Origin of the sequence: Streptomyces sp. 13-12-16 (assembly GCF_002114215.1) — a bacterium.
GTDB lineage: Bacteria > Actinomycetota > Actinomycetes > Streptomycetales > Streptomycetaceae > Streptomyces.
On sequence record NZ_NCTE01000837.1, the window covers coordinates 1 to 2,575 of the forward strand.

Annotated in this window: 3 protein-coding genes and 1 pseudogene; all 4 read right to left on the reverse strand. The window is 75.5% G+C overall.

What is annotated here, in order from left to right; genetic code table 11:
* Positions 1-250, reverse strand: a pseudogene (locus B7767_RS30220) (aminotransferase); the annotation flags it as partial.
* A complete protein-coding gene (locus tag B7767_RS30225) occupies positions 240-1,160 on the reverse strand; it encodes a sirohydrochlorin chelatase (RefSeq protein WP_085574931.1) in 921 nt (306 codons plus the stop codon). The gene B7767_RS30225 and the pseudogene B7767_RS30220, both read right to left, overlap by 11 nt.
* Positions 1,157-1,744, reverse strand: a complete 588-nt coding sequence (locus B7767_RS30230) for a precorrin-8X methylmutase (RefSeq protein ID WP_085574932.1) — start codon at positions 1,742-1,744, stop codon at positions 1,157-1,159. The genes B7767_RS30225 and B7767_RS30230 overlap by 4 nt, the downstream gene beginning before the upstream one ends.
* Positions 1,741-2,575, reverse strand: an 835-nt coding sequence (gene cobJ / locus B7767_RS30235) for a precorrin-3B C(17)-methyltransferase (protein WP_085574933.1), incomplete at its 5' end; no start/stop codon positions are given. The genes B7767_RS30230 and cobJ, both read right to left, overlap by 4 nt.

A 2,575-nucleotide genomic window follows, 5' to 3' on the forward strand; every position in this document is an offset into this window, starting at 1 on the left:
CACCGACCGTCAGCAGCACCCGCTCCACCGGCAGCCCGTGCCGCGCCGCCACCGCCGCCCGCGCGGCCCGCCCGTCAGGGTAGGCGGCCAGCCCCGACAGCGACCCGGCGATGTGCTCCCGCAGCCACCCCGGAGGCGTGTCCGCGCGGACGTTCACCGCGAGGTCGACCAGCGCGCGGCCGTCGTCACGGACCTCGGCGTCCCCGTGGTGCCGCAGATCGTGCCCGCCGGCCGTCGGCTCAGTGCGCATGGGAGTGCGCGTGCCCGTGCCCGTGCCCGTGGCCGTGCCCGTGGTGGTGGCCGTCGTCGTCCGGGTGGAAGTGCGGCTGCTGCGGCTGTCCCACCTTGTCCTCGAAGCCCGGCAGCGCGATCCGGTACACGCACGAGTCGCAGTTCATCCGCAGATCACCCCGCACGGCCTCCTCGTACCGCTCCCACACCAGATCCAGCAGCTCCGGCTCCGGACCGATGACGTCCGCCGACCGCACCTCGGTCTCCGGGTGCGCCGCCGCCCACTCCTGCGTCTGCGACCGCACCCGGTCCGGCAGGATCCCGGTGAACAGGAAGTACGGCAGCACCACGACCCTGCGCGCCCCCAGCCGCGCGCACCTCTCCAGACCGCTCGGCACGTCCGGCGCCGCCAGCGACACGAACGCCGTCTCCACGCCCGCGTACCCGCGCCCCTCCCACAGCAGCCGCGCCGCCTTGAACACCTCGGCGTTGGCGTCCGGGTCCGTCGACCCGCGCCCCACCAGCAGCACGGTCACCCCGGCCGGATCCCAGGACGGGTCCACCGCCTGGGCGATCCGCCGCTCCAGCACGCTCAGCAGCGCGGGGTGCGGGCCCAGCGGACGGCCGTACGTGTACGAGATCCCCGAGTGCCGTTCCTTCTCGCGGGCCAGCGCGGCCGGGATGTCCCCCTTGGCGTGCCCGGCGGACACCAGCATCAGCGGCACGGCGGCGAACCGCCGCACCCCCCGCTCCACCAGCTCGGCGACGGCCTCGCCCAGCGGAGGCGGGGACAGCTCGATGAAGCCGCCCGCGACGGGCAGTCCGGGGTGGCGGAGCCCCAGCTCCCGCACGAAGTCGCGGAACGCCTCCGCTCCGGCGTCGTCCCGGGTGCCGTGGCCGGCGATGAGCAGGGCGGGCGGGGTGGTCACAGGTTCTCCTCGGGTGGGAACGGGTGGTACAGCAGGGCGTTGAGCGCGGCGGCGGCGACCGCCGACCCGCCCTTCTCGGACACGTTGCTCACGGCGGGCAGCCCGCTCTCCCGCAACGCGGCCTTGGACTCGGCCGCCCCGACGAAACCGACGGGCAGACCGATGACGAGCGCGGGGGAGGCGTCCAGGGTCAGCAGCTCCTCCAGGGCGGTCGGCGCACAGCCGATCACCCACAGGGCGCCGGGCCCGACCTCCTCGTACGCCAGCCGCACGGCGTGCGCCGAACGCGTCAGACCGGGACCGGCCTCGGCGTCCTTCAGCCGGCACACGGCCGGCCGGCGGGTGATCCCGGCCGCGACCATCTCCACGTCCACCACGACCGGCGCCCCGGCGTGCAGTGCGGCATGGGCCTTCACCAGCTCGCCCTCGTCCATGACGAGGTCGGACGCGTACTCCAGGTCGGCCGCGGAGTGGATGACCCGCTCCACCACCGCCCGGGTCAGCGGCGGGAAGTGCGAGGTGTCGAGACGGGCCCGCAGCCGCCGGAAGGACTCCTGCTCGATGGGGTGCACCACGCGGTTCACCGTGCCTCCTCCTGCCAGCGGTAGCCGCGCGGGGTGACCATGCGTCCCGCGATCTCCCGGGTCGCCGTGTTGCCCACGGTCACGACCGTCATCATGTCGACCGTCGCCGGGTCCAGCGCGGCCAGCGTGGTCAGCCGGCTCGACTCGTCCGCGCGGGACGCGTTGCGCACGACCCCCACCGGTGTGGCCGGCTCCCGGTGCTCCGCGAGGATCGCGAGGGCCTTCGGGAGCTGCCAGTCGCGGCCCCGGCTGCGCGGGTTGTAGAACGTCACCACGATGTCGGCCTCGGCCGCCGCCCGCACCCGCCGCTCGATGACCTCCCACGGCGTGTGCAGGTCGGACAGGCTGATCGACACGTGGTCGTGGCCCAGCGGCGCCCCCAGGACCGCCCCGGCCGCCAGCGCCGCCGTCACGCCCGGCACCCCGATCACGTCGATGTCGTCGGACGCCTCCGCGAGCGCCGGGGAGGCCATGGCGTACACCCCGGCGTCCCCGCTGCCGATGATCGCGACCGCCTGTCCGCGCCGGGCCTCGGCGACGGCCGTCCGCGCCCGCTCCTCCTCCGCCCCGAGACCGGACTCCAGCACCCGTGTGCCCGGCCGCAGCAGATCGCGGATCTGGTCGACGTACTGGTCGAGCCCCACCAGCACGGAGGCGCGCCGCAGTTCGGCCTTCGCCCGCGGGGTGAGCAGGTCCCGCGCACCGGGCCCCAGCCCGACCACCGCGAGCCGCCCGCGCCCCGGCCGCCGTACGACGGCACAGGTCGCCATCGCGGGCCGGGCCGCCGACTTCCGCTTCGGCACGAGGAGTTCGCCCCCGCCCACCAGCGCG